Below are 20,189 nucleotides of genomic sequence, written 5' to 3'. Positions count from 1 at the left end.
CTTTAGCGATGCACAAGGCGCTACTAAGCCTCGGAAAGCAGCCTGGTGGCGCATCGTTCTTCAACCATGCGACGTGCCCGGCCCGCCGATCCACCACCGTTCTTGACCGAAGAACCAGGAGCAGTCAGCCGTGATGAACAGTGAAAACGCTCCCGCAACCGCCCCCGTACCGCACGAGCCGATCGCGGTGGTGGGCCTGGCGTGTCGTCTGCCCGGGGCCGAGGCCCCGCAAGAGTTCTGGCGGCTGCTGCTCTCCGGTCTGGACTCCATCACCGAAGTCCCCGACGACCGGTGGGGGACAGGGGGCCTTCCGGATGCGCAGGAGCGGGGCTCCGTGCCCCGGCGCGGCGGTTACCTCGACAGCGTCGATGGGTTCGACGCCGAGTTCTTCGGTGTCTCGCCGCGTGAGGCAGCAGCCATGGACCCACAGCAGCGCCTCATGCTCGAACTCGCCTGGGAAACACTCGAGGACGCGTCGGTCCTGCCCGCGGCGCTGCTCGGTTCCGCAACGGGGGTCTTTGTCGGCGCCATCGGCGACGACTACGCGCGCCTTCAGCAGCACGGCGGTGCGGACGCCATCACCAGGCATACCCTGACCGGACTCAACAAGGGCATCATCGCCAACCGCGTCTCCTATGTGCTGGGGCTGACCGGACCGAGCCTGACCGTGGATACGGGACAGTCCTCTTCCCTCGTCGCGGTGCACATGGCCTGCGAGAGCCTGAGGCGGGGGGAGAGCGAGCTGGCCCTAGCCGGAGGGGTCAGCCTCAACCTGGTGCCCGAGAGCACGGTGGGGGCCGCACGATTCGGTGCGCTTTCGCCGGACGGCCTCTGCTACACCTTCGACTCCCGGGCCAACGGCTACGTGCGGGGCGAGGGCGGCGGAGCGGTGCTGCTCAAACCGCTGTCCAAAGCCGCCGCCGACGGCGACCGCGTCTACGCGGTCATCCGGGGAAGCGCCGTGAACAACGACGGCGCAACACCGGGCCTGACCGTACCGGGTGTGGACGGCCAGCGATCAGTGCTGCGCGCTGCCTACGCCAACGCCGGTATCCGGCCCCGCGAAGTGCACTACGTGGAGCTGCATGGAACCGGTACCCCCGTCGGAGACCCCGTGGAGGCCCAGGCACTCGGTGAGGTGCTGGGCGCCGACCGGGAGACCGGGCACCCGATCCTGGTCGGTTCCGCCAAGACCAACGTCGGACACCTGGAAGGGGGCGCGGGCATCGTCGGCTTGGTCAAAACGGTGCTCAGCCTGCACCAGCAGGTGATCCCGGCGAGCCTGAACTTCGAGAATCCGAACCCGAACATTCACCTGGACGAGTGGAACCTGCGCGTCCAGACGGAGCCGAGCCCGTGGCCGGAGAGCGACTCCGGGTCGGTCGCCGGTGTGTCCTCGTTTGGTATGGGCGGAACCAACTGCCACGTCGTGCTGTCGGGCGCCCCGGAACCGAAGCGGTCGGAGGAGAGCCGGGATTCGGTTACGGGTCCGTTTGTGTGGGCGTTGTCGGCTCGGGGTGAGTCGGGGGTGCGTGGTCAGGCGGAGCGGTTGGCGTCCTGGGTGCGGGAGCGTCCGGATGTTGATCTGGCCGGTGTGGGGCTGTCGTTGGGCACGGCCCGGACGGCGTTTGGTCGTCGTGCCGCGGTGGTGGGGTCCGGGCGTGAGGATCTGCTGCGCGGGTTGGCCGCGCTAGCCGAGGGTGCTGGTGATGCGGCGGGTGTGGTGTCGGGTTCGCCGGTCGATGGCGGCTTGGCGTTGGTGTTCTCTGGTCAGGGTTCGCAGCGTGCGGGGGTGGGTCGGGGGTTGTATAAGGCTTTCCCGGTGTTCGCCCAGGCTTTTGACCGGGTGTGTGCGGTGTTGGATCCGTTGGTGGGTCGTTCTCTGTCTGAGCTGGTTTTCGCTGAGGCGGGGACGGTGGAGGCGGGGTTGTTGGATCGGACGGGGTTCACTCAGCCGGCGTTGTTCGCGTTTGAGACGGCGTTGTTCCGGTTGTTGGAGTCTTGGGGTGTGGTCCCGGATGTGGTGATGGGTCATTCGGTGGGGGAGATTTCGGCTGCGCATGTGGCTGGGGTGCTTTCGCTGGAGGATGCGTGTGTGTTGGTGGCGGCGCGTGCGGGGTTGATGGAGGCGTTGCCTGAGGGTGGGGCGATGGTCGCTGTTGAGGGTACTGAGGTCGAGGTGGCTGAGGTTCTTTCTGGTGTGGATGGCCCGGTGGGGGTTGGTGCGGTCAATGGCCCGAATTCGGTGGTGGTCTCGGGTGAGGCCGCTCTGTGTGAACAGGTAGCCGATGTGTTTTCTGGGCGTGGTCGTCGGGTGAAGGGTTTGCGGGTCAGTCATGCTTTTCATTCGCCTTTGGTGGAGCCGGTGTTGGCGGAGTTCGCCCGGGTGGTGGAGGGGTTGGAGTTCGCTCCGGCTCGGATTCCGGTGGTGTCGAATGTGAGTGGTGCTCTTTCGGGAGGGGAGGTGAGTTCTCCGGGGTATTGGGTGCGTCATGTGCGTGAGGCGGTGCGGTTCGCTGATGGTGTGGTGGCTGCTCGTGGTGTGGGTGTTGGGTGTTTTGTCGAGGTGGGTCCTGGGACGGTGTTGAGCGGCCTGGTCCAGGGGGTGCTGGCGGCTGAGGAGGTTGAGCCGTCGGTTGCCTCGGTTCCTACTCGCTGCCGTACGGCTGTTGTCCCCTCGGTGCGTGGTGATGACGAGGCCGTGAGTGCGGTTTCGGTGTTGGGCCGGTTGTTCACGGCTGGGGTTGGGGTGGATTGGGCGGCGCTGTATCCGGGTGCTGTTGGTGTTCGGGACCTGCCCACTTACGCCTTCCAACACGACAGCTACTGGCTCCAGGCCACTCGACCCGATACTCGTGAACCTGAGGAACGGCTCTTCTGGGAGGCGATCGTCCAAGGTGACGCCGGGGCCGTCTCCGGCGGGCTGGGCCTGCCCCCGGACGAACGCGGGGCCCTGCGGCGCCTTCTCCCCTACTTCGCGGACTGGCACAAACGCGTCATCGGAGATGATGCGATCGCCCGCACCGCCGCATCCGCGCCCCTTACCCGATCCCACGACGCGGAGTCCCGGCAGCTGCCAGGACGGGAGGTGGAGGAGAGAGCGGCGTCGCTGCGAGAGCGCCTGCACACCCTGGCCGGGGAGGCCGCGGACGCCCTTGTCCTGGACACGGTCCGACGGTTGGCCGCGGACGCGCTCGGCTTCGCCTCCACCGACGACGTGGACGTGGAGGAAGCCCTCGCCGACGCGGGCCTCTCTTCCTTCACCGCACTCGAACTACGCAACGATCTGGCGGCCACGACCGGTCTCGAGCTCCCACCGCTCGTCGCCTATGACCACCCGACCCCGCTGGCTCTGACGCGCTACCTGCGCGACGAGCTCGAGGCCGCTCTTCCCGTCGAAAAGGCCCGGGTGTGACCGCGCCGGCCTCACCACCGCACACCCAGGTCCAATCCCTTACCCCTCCCAGCCAGGAGCCTGCTATGACACGACCAGTGGCCATCGTCGGTGCCGGACCGACCGGACTCATGCTCGCCTGTGAACTCGGACTCCAGGGCATCGGCGCCGTCGTTCTGGAACGCTCTCCCGAACAGGGACGGCACTCTTACGCCATGGGGTTCCACGCACGTACCGCCGAGCTCCTGGACCAGCGCGGACTCCTCGACGCCTTCCTGCCGGAGACACCTACCTGGCGAGGCAACCACTTCGCGCTCTTCCCCCTTGACATGGACCAGTTGGACGGGCCACAGCCGTTCACGGTCGCCGCCCCGCAGCGCCGAGTCGAGCAGGTGCTCGACGAACGCGCCCGCGAACTCGGCGTTCCGATCCGCCGCGGCCACGAGGTGGTCGGCCTCACACAGGACACGGACTCCGTGCGGCTGAGGGTCCGGTCAGGTTCGGAGGAGTATGATCTGACGGCCTCGTACGTGGTGGCCTGTGACGGAGGCCGGAGCACGGTGAGTGAACTCGCGGGGATCTCCTCGGGCGGTACCCCGCCGACCGTTTCCACGCTCGTGGCCGACGTGACCGGGTTCGACACCGAGCGCGACCTGGTGTCGATGGGGCTGCACCCGCGCGGCCAGTTCGCCGCGATCATGACCGAACCCGGTGTGCTGCGGATTATGGCCACAGAGTTCGGCGCCGATCCGGCATCGGACGCCCCAGTCACCCTCGAATCGGTGATCGACTGCGTGCGCAGGGTGACCGGGGCGGAGATCAAGGTGAGCGAACCACGGGCGCTGTACCGGATCGACGACGCCACACGACTAGCCGAGAGCTACCGTTCGGGCCGGGTGTTCGTCGCGGGAGACGCCGCGCACGCCCATTACCCGATGGGCGGGCAGGCCATGGACACCGGTATCCAGGACGCCGTGAACCTGGGCTGGAAGCTCGCCGCCCAGGTGCAAGGGTGGGCGCCCCCGGAACTGCTGGACACCTACGAGTCCGAGCGGCGCCCCGCCGGGCAGCGGGTCTGTGACAACACGAGGGCGCAGCTCGCTTTGATGGTCCCGCCCGAGCGTGTGGGGCCGCTTCGTGAGGTCCTTACCGGGCTGCTGGAACTGCCTGATGTCCACCGCCATCTCCTCGGCCTCGTCACGGCAGTGGGAACCCGCTACGGCCGTGACGGCGACCACCCCCTTGTCGGCACCCGGCTGGTGGACGGAGTGGTGGCCCGAGCCGAGGGAGACACGCCCCTCGCCCACCTGACACGTTCGGGTCGGGGCCTGTACCTGGATCTGTCCGGAGGCACCGCCGACACGGAGACCGCGGCGCGCTGGGCGCACCGCGTCGAGACGCACGCCGCCGAACCCGTGGGTGACGCCGCGGCTGACAAGATCCTGGGTGTCCTGGTCCGACCGGACGGCCACATCGCGCACGTCAGTACCGCCGAGGACGCCCCCGGAGTCCTGGAAACCGCGCTGGCCCGATGGTTCGGCCAGGCGGATCACCGGTGATCCGCCTATTCGGGGAGGTCGTCCGGCGCCTCCTGATCGGCGTGCTGGTGGTCTTCGGGGCGGCCAGCGCGGGGTTCCTCGCCATGCGCCTCGCCCCGGGCGACCCGGTGCGCACCATGCTCGGAGCCTCCCAGCCCGAACCCGAGCTCGTGGAGTCGCTCCGCCATACCCTGGGGCTTGACGAACCAGTCTCCGTGCAGTACGGCTGGTTCCTGCTCCGGCTGGTCCAGGGAGACCTGGGTACCTCCTACCAGTTGCAGCGGTCCGTCTCCGGACTCATCGCCGAACACCTGCCGTGGACCCTGGCCCTGGGGACGACCGCCTTGGTCCTCGCTCTGTGCATGGCCGTCCCCCTGGCCGTGGCCACCGCTGGACGACGGCCCGTGCTGCGCCGGATCGCTTCGCTCTTCGAACTGGTGACCATCTCCACCCCGTCGTTCTGGGTGGGCATTCTCCTCCTGGGCCTGCTGTCCTTCCGGTGGCAGTTGGTCCCGGCGGTCGGCGGGGCCGGGATCGGCGGACTCCTCTTGCCAGCCTTCACCCTCGCGCTCAGCCTGGTCGGGGTCTTCGTCCAGGTCATGCGGGCGTAGATGGAGCGGACCCTGGAGGAGCAGTTCGTCCTGACCGCGCGTGCCCGGGGGACCGGACCCACCGCGGTGCGTACCCGCCACGTGCTGCGCCACACCCTGGTGCCCCTGCTGAGCCTGTCCGGGTGGGTGCTGGGATCCCTCCTGGCCGGTTCCGTGATCGTGGAGGCCGTCTTCAACCGCCCGGGCCTCGGCCGATTGCTGGTCAACGCCATCGCCATGCGGGACTTCCCCGTCATCACGGGCGTGATCGTCGTCTCCGCGATCGCCGTCACTCTCATCACCCTCCTCGTCGACCTCCTGTACCGCGTGGTCGACCCGCGACTGCGGGAGGTGCGCCCATGACCGTCACGAACCCGCGGAAGACCCGGGTGAGACCCCCGATCGGGCTCGCGCTGGCCTGGTCCGGTATCGCCCTCATCGCCACGGCGGCGCTCGTGCCGGGCGTGTTCGGGGGCGCGCCTCCGACGGAGGTCGACCCGATCAACGCGCTCGCCGCCCCAGGGCCGGGCCACATCATGGGCACCGACCACCTCGGCCGGGACGTGTTGAGCCGACTGGTCCACGGGACATCGACGTCCCTCGCGGTCGGTCTCGGCGCGACCGCTTTCGGAGCGGTGGCCGGATCAATGCTGGGGATCATCGCGGGGATCGCGGGCCGGTGGGTGGACACGGTCGTCATGCGGGTCAACGACGTCCTGATGGCCTTCCCCGGGCTGCTGCTCGCCCTGCTGCTCATAGCGATCCTGGGACCGGGCACCCTGAGCGGGATCGTGGCCATCGGAGGCTCCATCGCGCCCGGCTTCATCCGGCTCGCCCGCGCTCAGACACTCGTCGTCCGAGACTCCGGATACGTCCGGGCCGCCGTCGTCCTGGGGCGCTCCCGGTTCTCCGTGGTGATGTACCACATCGTCCCGAACGTGGTGCGCCCGCTGCTGGTCCTGGCCCTGGCCAACACGGGGGCCGCGATCATCGCGAGCGCCGCGCTGAGCTTCCTCGGCTTCGGACCCCCGCCGCCCGCGGCGGAGTGGGGCGCGATGCTTTCTGAGAGCCGTGACTACCTCGACCACTCCTGGGCGATCGCGGTCTTCCCCGGGCTGGCCATCACCATGACGGTGGTGTGCCTCAACGTGGTCGGGCGCGACCTTCAGCGCCGTTTCGAGGGAAGGGAAACACATGCACGCCTCGACTGAGGCCGATGCGCCCATTCGGGTTGAGAACCTCCGCGTTTCGTTCACCCAGCGGGGAACCGTGACCGAAGCGGTAAAGGGCGTCGGCTTCTCCCTAGCCCGAGGAGAGTGTCTCGCCATCGTGGGCGAATCGGGCTCCGGTAAGAGCGTCACCGCGAGGGCGCTGCTCGGGTTGGTCGGCCCGAACGCGGTTGTCACGGCCGACACGATCTCTGTCGGAGGCCGGGACATGACCGACTCCTCGGAATCGGAGTGGCGGGCTGTCCGCGGCTCCCAGATCGGGTACGTACCCCAGGACGCGCTCGGTGCCCTGGACCCGTTGCGGACCGTGGGAGCCGAGGTGGCCGAGGGCCTGCGCAACCATGGGAAGCGCTCCCGGTCCGAGCGGGCCGACCGGGTCGTGGGACTACTGGAGGAGGCCGACGTCCCCGAGGCGCGGGTTCGTGCCGGACAGTACCCGCACCAGCTGTCCGGAGGTCTTCGGCAGCGCGCCCTCATCGCCGCCGCCAGGTCGGCGGGCCCGCCCATATTGATCGCGGACGAGCCCACCACCGCGCTGGACCTGCGTGTCCAGGGGCGTGTACTGGACAACCTCGACCGGCTACGCGGAACCGGGGTTTCCCTTTTGCTGATCAGCCACGACCTGTCCGCGGTGGCCCGGTTGGCTGACCGGATCGCGGTCATGCACCGCGGAGTCTTCGTGGAGCAGGGCCGGGTCGAGGACGTGCTGGCCCACCCCTGCCACACGTACACCAGAACCCTCATCGACTCGGTTCCCACGGCCCGGGCCCGACGGGAGCGGAGCCCGGGCGCGGTCCCCGGCCCCCCGGGACCGCCGGTTCTGGAGGCGGCAGGACTGACCAAGACCGTAGCGGGCTCGGGGGGAGCACGGCGTACCGTGGTCGACCGGGTGTCTTTCTCTCTCCGGGGAGGCGAGGTGCTCGGTGTCGTGGGGGAGTCCGGAGCGGGTAAGTCGACGACGGCGCACATGGCTGTGGGCCTGGAGGAGCCGGACGAAGGGGTCGTTACCCTGCTCGGACAGCCCTGGTCGGGCCTCTCCGAGGCGCGTCGGCGCACGTCCAGGCACCGCGTCCAGCTGGTGCAGCAGGATCCGCTGGGCGCCTTCGACCCCCGTTTCAGGGTGGAACGGATCGTGGCCGAGGCGTTCGGGCGACCCACCCGGCACAACGTGCGCGCGCACAGGGAGCGCATCGCTGAACTACTGGAATCGGTGGGGCTGCCACTGGAGCTGATGGGCCGGTACCCCGCGCAGCTATCCGGTGGACAGCGGCAGCGCGTGGCCATCGCCCGGGCTCTGGCGGTCGATCCTGACGTGCTGGTCTGTGACGAACCGGTCTCCGCGTTGGACAGGACCGTGCAGGCGCAGGTGGTCGACCTCCTAGCCCGCCTGAGCGAACGCCTGGGGCTGGCCGTGCTGTTCATCTCGCATGACCTGGGGGTGGTGCGACACCTGTGCGACCGCGTCCTGGTGATGAAGGACGGCCGGGTGGTCGAGGAAGGGCCGACGGAGAGGGTCTTCGCGGAGCCGGAGCACCCGTATACACGCGAACTTCTGGCCGCGCTGCCCGAGCTGCCTCCCAGGAGCACGGTTCCGGGCGGTGCGCGGGGGTGAACGGGCGGCCCGCCGCCTCGTTCGGGGGGCGGCGAGCCGACGTGATCAGGCGTGCGCGCTCAGGCTCGTCTTGGCCAGGGCCGCTAAGTCGTCCCAGTGGTCGTTGAGATAGAAGTGGCCCCCGGGGAAGATCTGCACTTCGCTGCTTCCCGTGGTGTGCGCTTCCCACGCGGAAGCGGCGTCCACCGTCGTCAAGGGGTCGCTGTCTCCGACCAGGACGGTGAGGGAGCACGAGAGCGGCCTGCTCGGGCGCGGCGCGTAGGTCTCGATGGCCCGGTAGTCGCCGCGCATCGTGGGCAGGATGAGGGGGCGCAGTTCGGGATCGTCGAGCACGCGGGAGTCAGTGCCGTCCAGGGCGGTCACGACGGCGATCAGGTCGTCGTCGGAGAGCCGGTGGGTGTCGTCCTGGCCGGGGACGGACGGTGCCCGACGCCCTGACACGAAGAGATGCTCGGGCGCGTCCGCGCGGTCCAGACGGAGCGCCGTCTCATAGGCGACGACGGCACCCATGCTGTGCCCGAAGAAAGCCGTGGGGCGGTCGATGAACGGGGCGATCGCTTCGCAGGCGCGGTCCGCGAGGACATGGAGGTCGTCGATGAGCGGTTCGTGGCGGCGGTCCTGCCGTCCGGGGTACTGCAACGCCAGCACCTCGACCTCCGGTGCCAGCAGCCGGGAGAGCTTCAGGTAGTAGCTGGCGGCGCCGCTGGCGTGAGGGAAGCATACGAGCCGTGGCCGGGGCGAGTGGTCGGGCGCGGCGTTGAACCTGCGCACCCACGCTTCCATGGTGTGCCGGTCAGTCATCGTGGTGGATTCCGTCCTGTCTCGTCGGAGTTCAGACCGCTGCGGGCAGAGCCAGCCTGTCGCCCTGCTTGAGGATGGACTGGTGTAGCTCCTGGAGGGTTCTGCTGGGCTCCAGCCCCAGTTCCCTGTTGAGCGTGCTGCGGGCCTGCCGGTAGACGGCCAGCGCGTCGGCCCGCCGTTCGCAGCGGTACAGGGCCAGCATGATCTGCCGGTAGAGGGACTCATGGAGCGGGTTCTCGGCGACGAGGGTGTAGAGCCGGCTCACTAGTTCGTGGTGCAGGCCCAGTTCCAGGTCCACGTCGACGGACAGGTCGATGCATTCCAGCCGGGCCTGTTCGGCCCAGGCGGCGAAGGCGTTGACGATAGGACCTTCCCGCAGCTCGTAGGGTACGGCTCCGCGCCAAAGGCCGAGGGCCTCGCGCAGCAGCCGCGACGCCTCCTCCAGCCGCCCGGTGCGTAGCGCGGACCGGCCGTCGTTCATCAGACCCTGGAAGAGGAGGACGTCGATCTGGTCACTCTCGGTCCGCAGCGTGTAGCCGGGGGACCGGGTGATGATCTGGCTGCCGCCGCTTCCGTGACGGGCCAGCAGTTTGCGCAGCTGGGACACGTACACGTGGAGGGTGGCAGTGGCGCGCCGAGGCGGTTTCTCTCCCCAGATCTCGTGGATGAGTTCGTCGGAGGAAACGACTGTGTCGGAGCGGATGACCAGGGCCGCGAGTAAGGTCTCCATCTTTCGAGCGCTGACGGTCCACACGTTATCGCTCGCGACAACGCGCAGACCTCCGAGGATCTCGTAGCGCACTCCGGGACTCCTATCAGATCTCATACCGCTGGAGCGGTGCTGCCAATGCTGACAAGTATCTTTAGGGCCTGATCCCTGCACATCAGCAAAAATACGTACTAGACATCATAAGATCCAATTGTGATGCAATTCACATGCTCTTGCATGGACTGTAGTCGCCTGGCCACTGTGTGCTCATTTGGGGTCTCTGGAAATGTTTCCTGGATATTGCTCTAATTACGGGTTCGGAATGTAATCGCAGATTGAAGAATTTTATTCGAGTTCGAGTCCAGTTGCTTTTTAGGCTTTGTTTCGTCTCGAATCCGCTGATGGTCCCACCGCTCCGGGGCCCACGCCCCGACCGGTCCGCGCCGGACGTTCCTTAGGTCGCCTTTAGAGGGCTGGGGTGCCCTGTGACGGCAGCAGTCCCCTCCGTCCGCGGGTTTCCGTGCGCGGGGGCGACGAACCCGACCCGAGAGGAAGCCATGGAAGAGCGGATCGAGCCGCCCGAGTTCCCGATGGCTCGGACGTGTCCACACCTGCCTCCGCCCGGATACCAGGGTCTGCGCGATCAGGGACCGCTGGCCCGGGTACGGCTCTTCGACGGGCGTTCGGCCTGGATCGTCACCGGGCACGCCCTGGCCCGCACTCTGCTGGTCCACCCAGACATCTCCTCGGACCACCGGAACCCCCGCTTCCCCGCGCTTTCGCCCGGACGCCGGGTCCTCCAGAGCCGCAAGTGGCTCATCGGCATGGACGCCCCCGAGCACACCACCCACCGCAAGCGGCTCATCCCCGCGTTCACACTCAAGAGGATCAACCGCCTGCGGCCCGGTATCCAGGATCTCGTCGACCGTCTGATCGACGAGATCCTCGCCAAGGGATCACCCGCCGAGCTCATGGAGCGCTTCGCGTTGCCCGTTCCCTCGGTGGTGATCTGCCAGATTCTCGGGGTCCCCTACGAGGACCACGCCTTCTTCGAGGGCGAGGCCGCCAAGCTAGTGACTCCCGGCACACCACCGGAGGAGATGGGCGCTGCCCTCTCCCGGCTCGACGCTTACCTGCACGAGCTCGTCGAGCGCAAGCGCAGGGCCCCGGGGGAGGGAGACGGCCTGCTCGACGAACTGATCACAGACCATCTCGAACACGGGGACGCCACACCCGAGGAGATCGTCTCCTCTTCGCTGATGCTGCTGGTCGCCGGGCACGAGACCACCGCCAACATGATCTCCCTGGGCCTCCTGGTCCTGCTGGACAACCCCGAGCAGCTCACCCGGGTACGCGAGAACCCCGAGCTGATCCCCCAAGCCGTGGAGGAGCTGCTGCGCTTCATCTCCACAGCCGACATCCTCTCCCGCGTCGCCAAACGCGACATCGAGGCGGAGGGGCACGTTATTCGGGAAGGCGAGGGCGTGTTCTTCGCGAACGCCGCGATCAACCGGGACGAGCGATGGTTCGATCGCGCGGACACCGTCGACATTCACCGCGACGCGCGGGGCCACACCGCTTTCGGCTACGGGGTCCACCAGTGCCTGGGGCAGAACCTCGCCCGCGCCGAACTGGAGATCGCTCTGGAGACGCTGCTGCGCCGGATCCCCACCATCGAACTGGCGGAGTCCGTCGACCAGCTCCCGGTCAAGGGTGCCAGCGGCCCCCAGGGGGTCTTCACGCTCCCGGTGCGCTGGTGACACCCTCCGACCGCTCCGGGAGGAGGAACCCCGTGCCACCCCGTCCACGGGGCAGACCCCTGGTCCGGCTGGCCTCGGCCTTCGCGTGTGTCGCGTTTGCCGCCTCCTGCGTTCCCGCGACGGGCGCGGACAGCTTGGCGACCGGTGCGCTCCGCTTAGCGGTGTCCACCGAACCGGACTGCCTGGACCCACAGGTCAGCCCGTTCGACGTGACGGCGCTCATCGACCGCAACATCTTCGACTCTCTGGTCGCCCAGGACACCGACGGAATGTTCCACCCCTGGTTGGCACGCAGCTGGGACGTGTCCGACGACGGATTGACCTACACCTTCCACCTGAGGCCGGACGTCACCTTCCACGACGGCACGCCCCTGGACGCCGCGGCGGTCAGGGAGACGTTCGAGTACGCCGTCGACCCCGAGACACACTCCGCGTACGCGGGCAGCCTCATCCGTTCCTACCAGGAGGCCGAAGTCCTGGACGACCTTACGCTGAGGGTGACTCTGAGCCGGACTGACGGCTCCTTTCTCCAGGCCCTGAGCACCGCCTACCTCGGGATCCAGTCACCCGACTCGCTGCGCGACAACGCCGGGGCCCTGTGCGTCACGCCCATCGGCTCGGGCCCGTTCACGTTCGAGGAGTGGAACCGAGGAGCCAACGTCGTCCTGCGCCGCAACCCCGACTACCAGTGGGGTCCGGCGACAGCTGAGCACAGCGGCCCCGCGGAGCTGGAAACGCTGGACGTCTACTTCGTCGAGGAGAGCTCGGTCCGCTTCGGGATGCTCACCAGCGGCCAGGTCGACGTGGCCGCGGACCTGCCCCCGGCCAAGGCCGCGCAGCTGCGTTCGGGAAATCACCACTCACTGCTCACGTCCGAGGCCCCCGGGGCGGTCTACTCCCTCTTCCTCAACCACGCCGAAGGACCGCTTTCCGACGTGCGTGTTCGCGAGGCACTGATGCGTTCCATCCGGATGGATGAGCTGGTCGACGCCGTCTACTTCGGTGAGTACGAGCGCTCCTGGAGCTTCCTGAGCCCGGCCACACCGGGTCACGACGGGAGCCTCCGGGGTACGTGGGAACACGATCCCGACGCGGTCGCGGAACTGCTCGACGAGGCGGGATGGACGGGCCGGGACGCTGAGGGGTACCGCACCCGCCACGGCGAACGCCTCACCCTGGACTGGCCCTACGCGCCCCCGCTGATGCGCGAGGAACGCGAGGTCCTCGGACAGGGCATCCAGAACGACGCCCGTCTGGCCGGCATCGAGATCCGCTTCCGGGCGGAGGACCCGGGGACCTACATCGACCGGGTGCTGGGGCGTGACGCCGATATCTTCGCGGCCAGTTTCGTCCGTGCCGATCCCGGTCTCCTGGGCTACTACTTCTCCTCTGACCAGACCTCGGACCAGGGCGGATCCAATTTCTTCCATGTCCAGGACCAGCACATCGACCGATGGCTGGTCGACGGTGCCCGCGGGGGCACTGAGGCGGAGGAGGCCTACGCGCTCGTCCAGCGAAGGGTGATCGAGGAGGCGCTCGTCATTCCGACCTACGCGCATATACCGATGGTGGGGGTCACCGACGAGGTCCGAGGACTCACATTCGACCCCCAGGCCTACCCGCTCTTCTACTCGGCCGGGTGGGCGGGGTGACGAGTACACCCCCCGTTCCAGTACGAACCGTCAGAACAAGGAATTGGAGTCTCACATGACCACGCCATCCGGGCACCTCGCGCTCTCCGTGCTGGATACCGCTCCCGTCTGGCAGGACGGAGGCCCCGGCGAGTCACTTCGGACAGCGGTGGATCTGGCCAAGCGTGTGGAGGACCAGGGGTACCTGCGGTACTGGATCGCGGAGCACCACAACACACCGAGCCTGGCCACGTCGTCCCCGTCGGTGATCGTGGGAAGGCTCGCCGCGGCCACGTCCACGCTGCGCCTGGGATCGGGAGGCGTGATGCTGCCCAACCACCCCCCGCTGGTGGTCGCGGAACAGTTCGCGACCCTGGCGGCCTTCCACCCCGACCGGATCGACCTCGGTGTCGGCCGCGCCCCGGGCACTGACGCGGTGACGGCCCAGGCGCTACGACGGTCCAGCGATCCGCTCTCGGGTACGGACTTTCCGGAACAGTTCGGCCAGCTCAGGCGCTATCTGTCCGCTGACGCGGGTGAGCGGGGCGGGATCGTCGCCGTTCCCGCGGGCGGCCAGTCCGTGCCCGTCTTCCTCCTCGGGTCCAGTCCCTCCAGCGCCGCGCTGGCGGGGTCGCTGGGGGTGCCGTTCGCCTTCGCCCACCACCTGCGCCCGGACTCCACCGAAGCGTCGGTCCAGGCGTACCGCTCGGCCTTCCGGCCATCGCGCGAGCTGGCCGAGCCGTACGTCATCGTAGCGGCACTGGTGATCGCGGCGGAGACCGACGACCTAGCTCAGCACTACAGCACGTCAATGAAGGTCGCGTTCGTCCGGGGAATGGCCGAGAACGCTCCGTTCCGACCGCCCTCGGCGGCCGAACGAGTCACGTTGAGCCAAAGCGACGAGCTGTTGGTCCAAAGGCAGTTCGGGCCCCAGATCATCGGCGGCCCGAAGACTCTGCACGAAGGGGTGGAATCACTGGTCGAACGCACGGGAGCTGACGAACTGATGGCGCTCACCGTGATCCACGACCATGAGGCGCGGGTGCGTTCCTACCAGCTGCTTTCAGAAGCCGCCGAGAAGATTGACACCCGTGGCCGGAACCGGACCATGCAGATATAGGAAATTCAATGGCAATTGGACCTTTCGGCGCCATACGGTGTGTGGACATGTCGTAGTCAGGCGGGCACCAGGCGTGTCTCTCGCACGGAGATCTTGGCCGGTGCCCGCCCGGAGCCGAAAGGCCACTTCCTATGGCGGGGGCGAGAACAAGGTGTTTCAGGGTCGGGGCACTCCTCAGAGGAGACCAGTTCGAGCACATCCTCTCCCGAATCGAGGGCCATCACGGGGGGCGGCTTCATGTTGTCGACATCGAGGCCGGTCCGGGCATGGGCAAGAGCTACCTCTTGGACTGCGTCGTCGAAGCGGTCCGCGAGATGCGTTATCAAGTGGCCAGGTCGGATCTGCTCGAACGCGATTCCGCACTGGCTTTCCAGTTCCTTCGAGGGCTCTCGTCCTCCTCTGCCCCGCTCCCGCGCTCCGACTCGGGTGATGAGGCGTGGTGGAGTCGGGACCAGGGCGGGAGCTCTGAGCCACTGACCCCGACGGGGGAGGCGGAGCGCCTGCTCCGCGCACGTGCCTTCCTGCACTCACTGCTCCGGGGGATGGCCCGGCGCGACACGGTCGTCGTGGTCGATGACGCACACTGGGCCGATCCCGATTCCGCGGCGTTGCTGGAGGATCTCCTCCGTCGCCCGCCCGAGATCCCCCTCGCCCTCATCCTGGCCCGCCGCCCCCGACAGACCCAACTCGGTTTGAAGGTCGAACTCGCGCGCGCCGTGAGGCTGGGCACCGCGACCCGGGTCGAGCTGCGCCCCCTCGACACAAAGGAGACCGTTAGCCTGATCGGGGAGGAACATGCCCGACAGCTCGGTCCGAACGGGATCGAGGAACTGCACCGTCGGGGCGAGGGGAACCCGTTGTACCTTCGAGCCCTCCGGGTCGCGGTACGGGACGGGGTGCGTGATTACGACCTGCCCGAGCAGGAAGCCCCCCAATTGCTTGGCGACATCCACCTGCTCCCGCCCGACGCCGCCCTGCTGTTGGACGCCGCAGCCGTTATGGGTACGGAGGTCTTCGACCCCGGAGCCCTGTCCGCGGCTGTCGGATTGTCCGCTGAGCGCGGGGACAGGGCGCTGCGTCACTTGTGCGCGCGGGATCTGCTCCGGCCGGACGAGACCGGGACCGCCTACTACTTCCGCCATGAGGTGCTGCGCCATGTGGTCCGGGGCGCGGTCTCTTCGGTGCGCAAGGCGGCGCTCCACCGGAAACTGGCCGACAGCCTCGCCGAACAGAGGGTCGCGGCCACGGAACTGGCCCGCCATATCGAGGGTGCCCAGGCGGTGCCCTCCGCTTCGGACGTGTCTGTCTTACTGAAGGCGGCGGAGGAGGTGATCGCGTGTTCTCCCGAGGACGCCATCCGCTGGCTCAGGCACGGCCTGAAGTCCGCGCCCGCGGGAGAGACCCGAGGGAACGTGATCCTGATGTTGGCGAGCGCGCTGGCCAACTCGGGGCGCCTCACCGAGAGCTGCGACCTTCTGCACGAGGCGCTCATGACCGAGACGAGCCTGCCGGACTTCCAACGAGTCCAGGCCGCCTCGGTATGCGCGCTCAGCGAGTGCTTCATGGGACGCTACGCCGAGGCCCAGAACCTGCTCAGAGCCGGAACCACTCCCGCTAGTCGGAAAGCGAGGATGGCACAGGTCGAACTGACGATCTCACGCGCCCTCGTCGCGCTCTTCGACGGTCATCCCCCCACGGACGAGGAGATCGTGGCGGCGTGGCAGACGGCCACCGCCGAAGACGACCGCTTATCGGTCGCGGGGGTCCTGGCCCTGCGCGCCTTCTGCGGGAGTCTGGAGGGTGACGTCGCGATGGCTCGGGAGTCCGCGCGGGAGTCAGCGCTGACGATCGATGCCGAACCCGACGAGCGCATGGCACACAAGGGCGCCTACCTGGCCATCCTCGGCTGGTCGGAGACGTTCCTCGGAGAGTTCGACGCGGCGGAGCGGCACTTCATCCGGGGGCGCGCGCTCACCCGCAGGTTCGGGCAGCGGCTCGTGCTCGTGCTCCAACTCCTCGGTTTGAGCACGGTCTACCGGCGGACCGGCCTGATCCCCAAGGCTAGGAGCGTCATCGAGGACGCTCGGGAGAACGCGCACCGGATACGGGCCGAGAACGTGGAGAGCATCGCCCTGGCCCTGGAGTTACAGGGGATGATGTGGCTGGAGTTCGAGAACAAGGAGCAGGACCTCGTCCCGCTCGCGGAGCGTACCGTCCGCAACCTGCACAAGGGGGGATCCTGGCTTGGCCTGAGCGCGAAGCTGTCCCTCGCCACCGCCGCGTGGAGCAGCGGGGACCCGCGGCGCTGCTCGATGCTGATCTTGGACGCGGGCGGCGGGCCGGAGCTGCCCCAGTTCCCGCCGATCCTGCGCCCGGCGTGCTTTGAGATGCTGGCCGCGGTGAACGTCGAGATCGGGTACACCGACGTTGACGAGTGGGCGCGGCGCGCGACCGCGTGCGCCCAGAGCCTCGGGCTTCCCTACCTGGATGCCATCGCCATGGTCGCCCGGGGCCACGCGGCGGTCGCCCGGGAGCAGGGGGAGCAGGCGCTGGCCCTCTACCGGGAGGCAGCCGACGGTTTCTCCCGGGTCGGGATGATCGGTTTCCGGAGCCGGGCCCTGACCCTCGCGGCCGACGTCGCCGCGACACTGGGCGAGCACGCGCTGGTGGAGTCCTTGTTATTCCTGGCCATGGACCTGGCCAACCAGTGCGGGAACGAGGCCACGGTCGCGAGCATCGGCGAGCGGTTGGAGCGCACACGGGGCCGGCGAACGGAGGAGGACCGGGAAACCAGGGAGATCCTGGCCGGACTGACCAACAGGGAACGGGAGATCGCCGCGCTGGCCCGTACCGGTCGTAGGACGCGCAGCATCGCACAGGAGCTCTCCGTGAGCCCCCGGACCGTGGACGTTCATCTGGCCCGGATCTATCGCAAGCTCAACATCAGCTCTCGGACCCAGCTGGCATGGTTGCTCAACGGACGGGAACTGGGGGCTCCGCCTCGGTAGGCCTCGTGGAGGCTGTCCGTCCGCGCGGGGCATGGGGTGTTCCCTCCGCGGACGGGCCCGGGGCCGGGCGTCAGGCCTTGGTCAGGCGCATGAGGACGACATCGACGATCTCGGTCACGTAGTCGTCGGGGATCGAGGGCTCACCGGTGAGGCAGTGGTGGGTGAGCATCGCGGGGCCGACCTCGGCCAGCAGGGCCAGGTCAGCGTTCATGTCGTCCGAGGGCGTCAGTGAGTCGCGCAGGACCTCCTGGATGCGTTCTTTGCACGGTGCCACCGCGTGGTCGTTGACCAGGGAGCGCATGAATCCGGTCTCGGCGCCCACCTCCGAGGCCACGACCTGGAAGACCGTTCCGCTGGACCGGTTGAACACGGTCTGGAGGAAACTCAGGAGGGCGGTGAGGTCGGTACGCGTGTCACCCGTGAGCGGCACCGCGTGCGGGTCGGGCAGGGTGCTGCGCAAGGCGTCGCGGACCATTGCCTCCTTGTCCGGCCAACGCCGGTAGAGCGCGGACTTTCCGGTGCTCGCGGTAGCGGCGACGCTCTCCATGGTCAGGCGTGCGTAGCCGGTCGTACGCAGCTCGTCGAAGACGGCGGTGAAGATCGCCTGCCGCAGCTCCTCGCCCCTGCGGCGCGTCGTCGGGGCGTCCTCCGTGGCCTGCGCCCCGGTCCTCTGGCCCATCAGCACGGCACCTCTCCGCAGTCGGTGTTCGAACGCAATCCTACAAACCCTTGCAAGGAACTCATCCGTCCACTATATAGTGGACGAAGATGTCCTCTATTGCAGTCCGGTTTGTACCCGCGCACCTCTGGGAGAAAACGACAGTGTCCGCAGAAACCTCATCCTCCGCGCAGACGGGAGCTTCCCCGTCCGGTGTACCCCGCTGGCCCGGCCTGACCCTGGCGGTGATCGTCGGCGTCGAGATGATCCTCATGCTTGACATGACCGTCCTCAACATCGCCCTGCCCAGCATCCGGGAAGACCTCGGCTTCACACCCACCGGCCTGGCCTGGGTCGTCAACGCCTTCGCTCTGACCTTCGGAGGCCTGCTCCTGCTCGGCGGCAGGGCCGGGGACATCCTCGGCCGCCGCAGGGTCTTCGTCGCCGGGGTCCTGATCTTCACCTTCGCCTCCCTCCTGGGCGGGCTGGCGGTCTCCGCCGAGATGCTCATCGCCGCACGCGCCCTCCAAGGTGTGGGCGCCGCGCTCGCCGGACCGAGCACCCTCGCCCTGCTCATGACCCACTTCGAGGAGGGGCCGCCGCGCAACCGCGCCCTGGCGGTCTACTCCGCGGTCACCGGATCGGCCATGGCCCTGGGGCTCCTGGTCGGTGGTGTGATCACCTTCCTGGTGTCCTGGCGGTGGGTGCTGCTCATCAACGTCCCCATCGGCATCGCCGTCGCCGTCCTGGCGCCGCTCGCGCTGCGGGAGGCGCAGCGCAACCAGGGACGGTTCGACCTCGGTGGCGCTCTCACCTCCACGGCTGGCCTGGTCGCGCTCGTCTACGGGTTCCTGCGCGCCGCCGAGGGCCAGTGGGCCGACCCGGTCACCATCGCTTGTTTCGTGGCGGGTGTGGCCCTGCTGGCGGTCTTCGTCCTGATCGAGAGCAAGGCGGGCCAGCCGATCATGCCGCTGCGCCTGTTCGCCGAGCGCAGCAGGGCCGCGGCCTTCCTGAACATGCTGTTGGTGCCGGCGACCCTGTTCGCGATGTTCTTCTTCCTGGTCCAGTACCTCCAGGAGGTCTTGGGCCAGTCACCGATCGTCGCGGGCCTGTCGTTCCTGCCGATGGCGGTCTCGGTGTTCCTGGGAGCCCAGATCGTTCTCAAGTTCGTGCCCAAGCTCGGACCCAAGCCGATCGCCGCCGCGGGTGTGACGCTGATCAGTCTGGCCGCGCTCTGGCTGACCCTGCTCGACCCCGCCGGGGGATACCTCACCGGGGTCCTGGGCCCGATGCTGCTGTTCGGAATCGGCGTGGGGTTCAGTGTGGTGCCGCTCAACATGATCATCGTCTCCGGTGTGCCCGCACAGGACTCCGGTGCGGCCTCCGGCCTGCTCCAGGCACTCCAGCAGATCGGCGGCGCCCTGGGCCTGGCCGTGCTCGTGGCGGTGTTCGGCGCGGCCAGCCGCGCGGCGGAGGCCACCGGTGCGGACAGCGCTGGTGTGCTGACCGAGGGCATCTCGTCGGCGTTCCTGGTCGGCAGCGCGTTCACCCTGGTCGCCTTGGTTGCTACCGTGATCGGCGTGCACGGAGCCAAGACCAAGCAGGCTGCCGCCGGGTAGGGCTCTCACCCGGTTGGTTCCCCGAAAAGAAACAGGGACCTCGCGGTCGGTCGTCGAACGACCGCGAGGTCCCTGTTCGCGGGCCCTGGAAAACGTAACGGTGACCCGTCCCTGTGGGGCTTCGCCCCACAGGGGGTCTGGGGGCGTCCCCCAGAGGGAATGACGAAGGCGACCCTGTGATCGCGTGAACACGATCAACAGGGTCGCCTTGAATCGAGTGGGCGATACAGGACTCGAACCTGTGACCCCTACCGTGTCGAGGTAGTGCTCTAGCCAACTGAGCTAATCGCCCTTATGGAAATGTGGTGCGCATGGAGCCGGAGACGGGAATCGAACCCGTGTGCAGGGATTTGCAGTCCCTTGCCTCAACCACTCGGCCACTCCGGCTTGCAGAAGCACGGGGGAACCGAGTGGCACCCATGCGTGCCTTTCTCCGAGCGGACGACGGGATTCGAACCCGCGACCCTCACCTTGGCAAGGTGATGCTCTACCAGCTGAGCCACGTCCGCGTGTGGTCCGG

14 protein-coding genes and 3 tRNA genes are annotated in these 20,189 nt (G+C 68.1%); 11 read left to right on the top strand and 6 right to left on the bottom strand.

The genetic code is table 11. The features are described 5' to 3' along the window. Positions 1–133 precede the first annotated feature (133 nt). From NE857_RS24355 to NE857_RS24330, 6 genes are all read left to right on the top strand, one after another. Positions 134–3,415: a type I polyketide synthase gene (locus tag NE857_RS24355; protein WP_254417813.1), complete on the top strand. Its 3,282-nt coding sequence runs from the start codon at positions 134–136 to the stop codon at positions 3,413–3,415. Between the two features lie 65 nt (positions 3,416–3,480). Further along, positions 3,481–4,953, top strand: coding sequence for an FAD-dependent monooxygenase (locus NE857_RS24350; RefSeq protein ID WP_254417812.1), 1,473 nt, complete (start codon positions 3,481–3,483; stop codon positions 4,951–4,953). Then, entirely contained in the window at positions 4,950–5,543 is a 594-nt protein-coding gene (locus NE857_RS24345; protein WP_254417811.1) for an ABC transporter permease, read from the top strand. The genes NE857_RS24350 and NE857_RS24345 overlap by 4 nt, the downstream gene beginning before the upstream one ends. After that, the gene (locus tag NE857_RS24340; protein ID WP_254417810.1) at positions 5,544–5,885 is read left to right on the top strand and encodes an ABC transporter permease subunit; all 342 of its coding nucleotides are present in this window, start codon (positions 5,544–5,546) and stop codon (positions 5,883–5,885) included. Further along, on the top strand, positions 5,882–6,733 hold the full coding sequence (locus tag NE857_RS24335) for an ABC transporter permease (RefSeq protein ID WP_254417809.1): 852 nt from the start codon (positions 5,882–5,884) through the stop codon (positions 6,731–6,733). Before NE857_RS24340 ends, NE857_RS24335 begins: the two co-directional genes overlap by 4 nt. Further along, positions 6,717–8,363 (top strand): dipeptide ABC transporter ATP-binding protein, encoded by a 1,647-nt coding sequence (locus NE857_RS24330; protein ID WP_254417808.1) that lies wholly within the window; start codon positions 6,717–6,719, stop codon positions 8,361–8,363. Before NE857_RS24335 ends, NE857_RS24330 begins: the two co-directional genes overlap by 17 nt. Positions 8,364–8,408: 45 nt before the next feature. On the opposite strand, the gene NE857_RS24325 is transcribed toward NE857_RS24330, so the two are convergent. Next, on the bottom strand, positions 8,409–9,164 hold the full coding sequence (locus NE857_RS24325) for a thioesterase II family protein (protein WP_254417807.1): 756 nt from the start codon (positions 9,162–9,164) through the stop codon (positions 8,409–8,411). A gap of 31 nt (positions 9,165–9,195) precedes the next feature. Then, on the bottom strand, positions 9,196–9,966 hold the full coding sequence (locus NE857_RS24320) for an AfsR/SARP family transcriptional regulator (RefSeq protein ID WP_254417806.1): 771 nt from the start codon (positions 9,964–9,966) through the stop codon (positions 9,196–9,198). A gap of 464 nt (positions 9,967–10,430) precedes the next feature. Between NE857_RS24320 and NE857_RS24315 the strand changes: the two genes are divergently transcribed. The 4 genes from NE857_RS24315 (at position 10,431) to NE857_RS24300 (ending at position 17,392) form a co-directional block, all read left to right on the top strand. Further along, complete coding sequence (locus NE857_RS24315) at positions 10,431–11,633, top strand: cytochrome P450 (RefSeq protein WP_254417805.1); 1,203 nt, start codon at positions 10,431–10,433, stop codon at positions 11,631–11,633. 161 nt (positions 11,634–11,794) lie between these two features. After that, the gene (locus NE857_RS24310) at positions 11,795–13,285 is read left to right on the top strand and encodes an ABC transporter substrate-binding protein (protein WP_254417804.1); all 1,491 of its coding nucleotides are present in this window, start codon (positions 11,795–11,797) and stop codon (positions 13,283–13,285) included. Positions 13,286–13,340: 55 nt separating this feature from the next. Further along, on the top strand, positions 13,341–14,384 hold the full coding sequence (locus tag NE857_RS24305; protein WP_254417803.1) for an LLM class flavin-dependent oxidoreductase: 1,044 nt from the start codon (positions 13,341–13,343) through the stop codon (positions 14,382–14,384). A gap of 131 nt (positions 14,385–14,515) precedes the next feature. Further along, a complete protein-coding gene (locus NE857_RS24300; protein WP_254417802.1) occupies positions 14,516–17,392 on the top strand; it encodes a LuxR C-terminal-related transcriptional regulator in 2,877 nt (958 codons plus the stop codon). 70 nt (positions 17,393–17,462) lie between these two features. On the opposite strand, the gene NE857_RS24295 is transcribed toward NE857_RS24300, so the two are convergent. Further along, the gene (locus NE857_RS24295) at positions 17,463–18,071 is read right to left on the bottom strand and encodes a TetR/AcrR family transcriptional regulator (protein ID WP_254417801.1); all 609 of its coding nucleotides are present in this window, start codon (positions 18,069–18,071) and stop codon (positions 17,463–17,465) included. 143 nt (positions 18,072–18,214) lie between these two features. Here NE857_RS24295 and NE857_RS24290 point away from each other — a divergent pair, with 143 nt between their 5' ends. Then, a complete protein-coding gene (locus NE857_RS24290; RefSeq protein WP_254417800.1) occupies positions 18,215–19,669 on the top strand; it encodes an MFS transporter in 1,455 nt (484 codons plus the stop codon). Between the two features lie 218 nt (positions 19,670–19,887). Here NE857_RS24290 and NE857_RS24285 read toward each other — a convergent pair. The 3 genes from NE857_RS24285 to NE857_RS24275 form a co-directional block, all read right to left on the bottom strand. Beyond that, a tRNA-Val gene (locus NE857_RS24285) sits at positions 19,888–19,961 on the bottom strand. Positions 19,962–19,981: 20 nt separating this feature from the next. Continuing rightward, a tRNA-Cys gene (locus NE857_RS24280) sits at positions 19,982–20,056 on the bottom strand. A gap of 49 nt (positions 20,057–20,105) precedes the next feature. Continuing rightward, positions 20,106–20,178 (bottom strand) — tRNA-Gly (locus tag NE857_RS24275). Positions 20,179–20,189: the final 11 nt, after the last annotated feature.

This window comes from Nocardiopsis exhalans (assembly GCF_024134545.1).
Taxonomy (GTDB): domain Bacteria; phylum Actinomycetota; class Actinomycetes; order Streptosporangiales; family Streptosporangiaceae; genus Nocardiopsis; species Nocardiopsis exhalans.
This window is presented reverse-complemented; position numbering and strand designations above follow the sequence as displayed.

Excerpts from the sequence above, each read along its gene's own strand:
- NE857_RS24300 (WP_254417802.1), top strand. The coding sequence starts at position 14,516 with ATGGCGGGGGCGAGAACAAGGTGTTTCAGGGTCGGGGCACTCCTCAGA.
- NE857_RS24340 (WP_254417810.1), top strand. The coding sequence starts at position 5,544 with ATGGAGCGGACCCTGGAGGAGCAGTTCGTCCTGACCGCGCGTGCCCGG.
- NE857_RS24350 (WP_254417812.1), top strand. The coding sequence starts at position 3,481 with ATGACACGACCAGTGGCCATCGTCGGTGCCGGACCGACCGGACTCATG.
- NE857_RS24355 (WP_254417813.1), top strand. The coding sequence starts at position 134 with ATGAACAGTGAAAACGCTCCCGCAACCGCCCCCGTACCGCACGAGCCG.
- NE857_RS24325 (WP_254417807.1), bottom strand. The coding sequence starts at position 9,164 with ATGACTGACCGGCACACCATGGAAGCGTGGGTGCGCAGGTTCAACGCC.
- NE857_RS24330 (WP_254417808.1), top strand. The coding sequence starts at position 6,717 with ATGCACGCCTCGACTGAGGCCGATGCGCCCATTCGGGTTGAGAACCTC.
- NE857_RS24305 (WP_254417803.1), top strand. The coding sequence starts at position 13,341 with ATGACCACGCCATCCGGGCACCTCGCGCTCTCCGTGCTGGATACCGCT.
- NE857_RS24295 (WP_254417801.1), bottom strand. The coding sequence starts at position 18,071 with ATGGGCCAGAGGACCGGGGCGCAGGCCACGGAGGACGCCCCGACGACG.
- NE857_RS24315 (WP_254417805.1), top strand. The coding sequence starts at position 10,431 with ATGGAAGAGCGGATCGAGCCGCCCGAGTTCCCGATGGCTCGGACGTGT.
- NE857_RS24335 (WP_254417809.1), top strand. The coding sequence starts at position 5,882 with ATGACCGTCACGAACCCGCGGAAGACCCGGGTGAGACCCCCGATCGGG.